At 69.9% G+C, this 5,706-nt stretch carries 8 protein-coding genes; 3 read left to right on the forward strand and 5 right to left on the reverse strand.

All coding sequences use genetic code 11. The features are described 5' to 3' along the window. Together FV222_RS15625 and FV222_RS15630 are read left to right on the forward strand one after the other, a co-directional pair. The coding region (locus FV222_RS15625) for an FAD-binding protein (RefSeq protein WP_210248489.1) at nt 1-276 on the forward strand (276 nt) is incomplete at its 5' end. A 224-nt stretch (nt 277-500) separates the two neighbouring features. Then, complete coding sequence (locus tag FV222_RS15630; protein WP_147752270.1) at nt 501-1,382, forward strand: 3-hydroxybutyryl-CoA dehydrogenase; 882 nt, start codon at nt 501-503, stop codon at nt 1,380-1,382. A 25-nt stretch (nt 1,383-1,407) separates the two neighbouring features. Here FV222_RS15630 and FV222_RS15635 read toward each other — a convergent pair whose 3' ends face one another. The 5 genes from FV222_RS15635 to FV222_RS15655 form a co-directional block, all read right to left on the reverse strand. Next, complete coding sequence (locus FV222_RS15635) at nt 1,408-1,713, reverse strand: hypothetical protein (protein ID WP_147752269.1); 306 nt, start codon at nt 1,711-1,713, stop codon at nt 1,408-1,410. A 122-nt stretch (nt 1,714-1,835) separates the two neighbouring features. Continuing rightward, entirely contained in the window at nt 1,836-2,843 is a 1,008-nt protein-coding gene (locus FV222_RS15640) for an NAD(P)H-quinone oxidoreductase (protein WP_147763944.1), read from the reverse strand. Between the two features lie 68 nt (nt 2,844-2,911). Then, nucleotides 2,912-3,547, reverse strand: a complete 636-nt coding sequence (gene upp, locus FV222_RS15645) for a uracil phosphoribosyltransferase (RefSeq protein WP_147752267.1) — start codon at nt 3,545-3,547, stop codon at nt 2,912-2,914. A 123-nt stretch (nt 3,548-3,670) separates the two neighbouring features. After that, entirely contained in the window at nt 3,671-4,141 is a 471-nt protein-coding gene (locus FV222_RS15650; protein WP_147763943.1) for a DUF2852 domain-containing protein, read from the reverse strand. A 57-nt stretch (nt 4,142-4,198) separates the two neighbouring features. Further along, nucleotides 4,199-4,846: a TetR/AcrR family transcriptional regulator gene (locus FV222_RS15655; RefSeq protein WP_147763942.1), complete on the reverse strand. Its 648-nt coding sequence runs from the start codon at nt 4,844-4,846 to the stop codon at nt 4,199-4,201. Between the two features lie 257 nt (nt 4,847-5,103). Here FV222_RS15655 and FV222_RS15660 point away from each other — a divergent pair, with 257 nt between their 5' ends. Next, nucleotides 5,104-5,403: a hypothetical protein gene (locus FV222_RS15660; protein ID WP_147763941.1), complete on the forward strand. Its 300-nt coding sequence runs from the start codon at nt 5,104-5,106 to the stop codon at nt 5,401-5,403. Nucleotides 5,404-5,706 lie beyond the last annotated feature (303 nt).

A 5,706-nucleotide genomic window follows, 5' to 3' on the forward strand; every position in this document is an offset into this window, starting at 1 on the left:
GGCGCCTCGCGCGCGGCCGTCGACGCCGGCTACGCCCCGAACGACTGGCAGGTCGGCCAGACCGGCAAGGTGGTGGCGCCCGACCTCTACGTCGCGGTCGGCATCTCCGGCGCGATTCAGCACCTGGCCGGCATGAAGGACTCGAAGGTCATCGTCGCGATCAACAAGGACGAGGACGCCCCGATCTTCCAGGTGGCGGATTACGGCCTCGTCGGCGACCTGTTCCAGATCGTGCCGGAGTTGCAGGCCGAGATCGGCAAGGCCAAAGGCAACTGAGGCGAGGCTTCAGTTCTCTGTCCCGATCCGTGCGATGACGGATCGGGGCGTCCCGTCGAACCTGTCGCGTCTTAAGTAGCGCGACGGGTTCCACCGGGGCCGGTGAAGGCGCTAAAAGATCTGCTGCGCAGTCCGTGCTGCTTTCGCGGTGGATCGGGGACCGTGCAGCGCAGGAAAGCTCGGCAGCCGCTCCGGTTGTGGGCGTCGGGGGCATGGATCGACAGATGGGCATCGATATCAAGCGGGTCGGCATCATCGGTGCCGGGCAGATGGGAAGCGGCATCGCCCACGTCTGCGCTGCGGCCGGCCTCGACGTTCTGCTGAACGACCGCGATCCCGATCGGCTCAACGCGGGGCTCGCCAACATCGACGGCACCCTCGCCCGCCAGGTCTCGAAGGGCACGATCGACGAGAGCCACCGCCGCGAGGTGCGCGAGCGCATCGTCGCCGCGCGCAGCTACGACGACCTCGGCCCCTGCGACCTCGTCATCGAGGCCGCCACCGAGCACGAGGCGACCAAGCGCCAGATCTTCTCGACCCTGTGCCCGTCGCTGCGCCCGGATGCGCTGATCGCGACCAACACCTCGTCGATCTCGATCACGCGGCTCGCCGCCTCGACCGACCGGCCGGAGCGCTTCATCGGCATCCACTTCATGAACCCGGTGCCGGTGATGCAGCTCGTCGAGCTGATCCGCGGCATCGCGACGGAGGACCCGACCTACGAGTCGGCCAAGGCCTTCATCGCCAAGCTCGGCAAGACCTCGACGATGTCGGAGGACTTCCCGGCCTTCATCGTCAACCGCATCCTGCTGCCGATGATCAACGAGGCGATCTACACGCTCTACGAGGGCGTGGGGTCGGTGGAGTCGATCGACACCGCCATGCGCCTCGGCGCGAACCACCCGATGGGCCCGCTGCAGCTCGCCGACTTCATCGGCCTCGATACCTGCCTCTCCGTGATGCAGGTGCTCTACGAGGGGCTGGCGGATTCGAAGTACCGGCCCTGCCCGCTCCTGGTGAAGTACGTCGAGGCCGGCTGGCTCGGCCGCAAGGTCAAGCGCGGCTTCTACGATTATCGCGGCGAAACGCCGGTCCCGACCCGCTGAGCGCGGGCCGGGCTGCGCACAGCGCCTACTTCGGCTGGTTGCCGTTCGCGCTCGGCTGGGCCGGCTGCGGGTAGGTCGGGTTGCCGGCCGGCACGCCGCTCGTGTTGCTCGAGGACGGCGCGTTGTTCGAGCCCGTCACCGACCCGGTGACCTCCTTGCGCGACGCGTCCTGGCTCTGGCTGGCGTAGTCCTTCGGCGCGTTGGCGCCGTTCCAGGTCAGCAGGCCGATCGTGGCCACGGCGAGCAGCACGAGGCTGCCGACCAGCACCCAGAGCATCGACTTGCCGCGCTCGCCCTGGCGTGCGTTCTGATTGGGAACCTGCTCGACCATTCTCACACCTCACCGAAACGCCGTAAGGGCGCCGCCGCGCGCCGAAGGCCGGCACGCGTTCTCGACCCGGCAAACGCGGGGCCTTTGCCGGGGGTTCCTGTGATGGCCGCCGCCGACCGCCCTCAGCGGCCGGTGACGAGCAGGATCTTGCCGAGGTGGGCGCTCGATTCCATCAGCTCGTGGGCCTTCTGCGCCTCCTCGAACGGGAAGGTCGCGTGGATCACCGGGCGGATGCGGCCGGCATCGAGCTCCGGCCACACGTCGCGGCGCAGACCGTCGGCGATGCCCGCCTTCTCGGCGCTCGGCCGCGGCCGAAGCGTCGCGCCGGTGAAGGTCAGCCGCTTGATCATGATCGGCGTGATGTTGAGGGTCTCGGCCTTGTTGCCGCCCATCAGCGCGATGAGCACGAGGCGCCCCTCGATCGCGAGCGAGGCGAGGTTCTTGGCGAGGTAGCTCGCGCCGATCATGTCGAGGATCACGTCGACGCCCTTGCCGTCGGTGAGGCGCTGGATCTCCTCGGCGAAGTCCGCCTCGCGGTAGTTGATCGCTGCGTCCGCACCGAGCTTTTCGCAGAAGGCGCACTTCTCGGCCGAGCCGGCGGTGGCGAACACGCGTGCGCCCATGTGCTTGGCGATCTGGATCGCGGTCGAGCCGATGCCGCTCGATCCGCCGTGGACCAGGAAAGTCTCGCCGGATGTGAGCCGGCCGCGCTGCACGACGTTGGAATAGACCGTGAAGAACGTCTCCGGGATGCCGCCGGCATCGACGAGCGACAGCGCCTTGGGCTTCGGCAGGCAATGGCCGGCCTCGGCGACGGCGAACTCGGCGTAGCCGCCGCTGATCACCAAGGCGCAGACCTCGTCGCCGAGCGACAGCCCGGACACGCCCTCGCCGAGGGCGGCGATGCGGCCGGCGACTTCCAGGCCCGGCACGGCGGTGGCGCCCTTCGGCGGCGGATACTTGCCGCCGCGCTGCATCACGTCGGGACGGTTGACGCCGGCCGACACCACCTCGATCAGCACCTGACCCGGACCGGCCTTCGGCAGCGGCACCGTCTCGGTGCCGATCACCTCGGGGCCGCCGAAGCCGTTGAAGCAGACCTGGCGCATGGTCTCGGGCAGCGTCGTCATCGGGCGGTCTCCTCCAAGGGGCTCGCCCCTAGTTGCCGCCATGCGCCCCGTTGGCAAGCCCGCCGGCTTCAGCGCGTGCCGTACATCCGGTCGCCGGCGTCGCCCAAGCCCGGCACGATGTAGCTGTGGTCGTTGAGGTGGCTGTCGATAGCTGCCGTCCAGATCGGCACGTCGGGATGGGCGGCCTGGAGCCGGGCGACGCCCTCGGGGGCGGCGAGCAGGCAGACGAAGCGCAGGTCCTGCGCGCCGCGCGCCTTCAGGCGCGTCAGTGCGGCGATGGCGGAGTTCGCGGTCGCCAGCATCGGGTCGAGCACCAGCACCGTGCGGTCGGCGAGGTCCGAGGGCGCCTTGAAGTAGTACTCGATCGCCTCCAGCGTCTCCGGGTCGCGATAAAGCCCGACATGGGCGACGCGGGCCGAGGGCAGCAGCGACAGCATGCCGTCGAGGAAGCCGACGCCGGCCCGCAGGATCGGGGCGAGCACCAGCTTCTTGCCCTGGATCTGCCGCCCCTCCATCACCTGGATCGGCGTCTCGATCGTAACCGGTTCCAGCGGCAGGTCGCGCGTCACCTCGTAGGCGAGCAGCATCCCGATCTCGTTGAGCAGGTTGCGGAAGCCCTGCGTCGAGCGGTTCTTGTCGCGCAGCAGCGTGAGCTTGTGCTGGACGAGGGGGTGTTCGACCACCGTGACCGTTGCCTGGCTCATCGTGTCCTCCCGTCGCACCCGCCTCCGCTTTGCCGAAGGGCGCGCGCCGGCGCAACGCGAGGACGACGAAAAAGGGCCTCCCGCTCGCGCGGAAGGCCCTCGATCCACCAACCCGGCGACGCCTCAGGCGTTGAAGGTCTTGCCCTCGCCGTCGGCCCGGCGCTTGGCCATGAAGGCGTCGAACTGGTCGCGGTCCTTGGCCCGCTTCAGCTCCTCGACGAACTCGGCGAAGGCGCGGCTCTCCTCCTGCAGGGCGCGGCGCTGGGCGTCGAGCCGGTCGAGCTCGGCCTTGCGGTACTCCTCGAAGGCCCAGTTGCCGGTGGCGCCGCGGCGGTTGGATGCGTCGAACGAACGGGCGAAGCGCGAAGCCCTGGCGGTGCCGCCCTCCCAGCCCGCGGCGCCGCGCTTGGCGTAGTCGCGCAGCTCCCCGAGCGCCGGATAGCCGGCGACCTTCCACGCCACGAGGGCGAGGCCGACGGGCCACCAGTAGATGAAGCTGACGACGATGGCGCCGATCTCGATCGAGCGGCGCGGGAACGGACCGCAACGGCTGACCTTGCCGCCCGTCCAGGGAGAGGAAGAGGATGTGCTCACGGTAAGGCTCCGCTGTTCATGTGAACAGCGTTAACATGCGGGTGCGTCAGATCGCTTTCAAGGGGCGGGCCCGGCGCCGGCCGATGGCTTTCCGGCGGCGGCACCGTGGACGAGGGCGAGGACGCCGGCGCGCAGCAATTCGTAGGTGTCGGGAATGCCCGGCCCCTTCGGCAGGTGGCCGGCGGCGGCGAGGGTCGCGAGCCCGTGCGACAGCGCCCAGACCTCCAGCGCGATGAAGCGCGGGGCGACCCCGCCGAACCCGTCCGGAAAGGTCGATTGCAGCGCTTCCACCAGCAGGTCGAACGGGCTCGGACGCGGGCCGGCTTCGTTCGGCACGTTGACGCCGCGGGTCTCGAAGATCGCCGCGTAGTAGCCGGGCTCCTCTTCGGCGAAGGCGAGGTAGGCTTCGCCCATCCGCGTGAATCGCTCCAAAGAGGTGCCGCGGGCGGTGAGCGCGCGCGCCAGCCGTTCGGCGAGCTCGGCGAAGCCGCGGCCGGCGAGTTCCTCGAGCAGCGCCTCGCGCCCACGGAAATGCCGGTAGAGCGCGGCCGGGGTGACGCCGACGAGGCGCGCCGCGTCGACCAGGGTGAAGCCGCCGATGCCGCGCTCGGCGATGAACCTGCGCGCCGCCTCGATCAGCGCCTCTTTCAGGTTGCCGTGGTGGTAGCCGCGTCGATCAGCGGGTCCGTCGCGCCAGGGTCGCACCGGGTACTCCTCACCTGCAGCCCCGGACACGGGCGCGCGACGTTTACGAGCGAACGTCGCGTTTGTTTCGGCGCAGGTGCGAGCTTACCAGAAAATGGGCGCGGCCCGACAGCGTTCGGTCTACCGGTAGACGATCCGTCGCCGGCTGAGGCTTGGTGGACACGGGTGATGCAACAGTGTTTCATCGCCTGCGCCGCAAAAAGGAAGGCGCCCGCGCCGCCACGCGACCGCAGGAAAAGATCCGGGGATTCGAGAGCATGGCCTTCGTCAGCCTGAAGGCGTGGCGCGCCCGCTCCGCCGAGCAGGTGCAGCTCGCCAAGCGCGTGAAAGCCGCCTGCACGGTGGCGCTGAGCCTCGGCGAAGGCGACGCGATCACCGTCAACGAGATCGCCTGCGCAGACCCCGGCTGCCCCGACATCGAGACCGTCGTGCTGGTGATGCGGGCCGGCGAGGCGACGCGGGCCATCCGCATCCGCGCGCCGATGGAGGCGGTCGGCGCGGCGGAGCTGCTGCAGCTCGCCGCGGACGAGCGGGCGCTGCGGGAAGCCGCGCCGTGACATCCCTAGCGCTGCCTCGGCCTCGCTCGCGACCGGGCGATCCGCGCCGCGCCGACCCGCTGCGCACTATAACTTGACCAGCCGCACCCCACGATTGTGACCGCGATCACAGACGCAGCGCGCGCGCGGCCCTATGACGTATTGGATAGGACGGTGTCACCAAGAGCACCGCTGCAACGAACAAGACCCCGAGGAGAACGCCATGCGCCGCCCGATCCGAGACTCCCTCTTCGCCGCCGCGATCCTCCTGCCCGCCTTCGCGTCGTCTGGCGCGGCGCTCGCGGCCGCCGGCGACGGCGAGGC

Source organism: Methylobacterium sp. WL103 (assembly GCF_008039885.1).
GTDB lineage: Bacteria > Pseudomonadota > Alphaproteobacteria > Rhizobiales > Beijerinckiaceae > Methylobacterium > Methylobacterium cerastii.

Coding starts and splice junctions, on each gene's coding strand:
- FV222_RS15630 (WP_147752270.1), top strand. CDS start 501: ATGGGCATCGATATCAAGCGGGTCGGCATCATCGGTGCCGGGCAGATG.
- FV222_RS15635 (WP_147752269.1), bottom strand. CDS start 1,713: ATGGTCGAGCAGGTTCCCAATCAGAACGCACGCCAGGGCGAGCGCGGC.
- FV222_RS15640 (WP_147763944.1), bottom strand. CDS start 2,843: ATGACGACGCTGCCCGAGACCATGCGCCAGGTCTGCTTCAACGGCTTC.
- upp (WP_147752267.1), bottom strand. CDS start 3,547: ATGAGCCAGGCAACGGTCACGGTGGTCGAACACCCCCTCGTCCAGCAC.
- FV222_RS15660 (WP_147763941.1), top strand. CDS start 5,104: ATGGCCTTCGTCAGCCTGAAGGCGTGGCGCGCCCGCTCCGCCGAGCAG.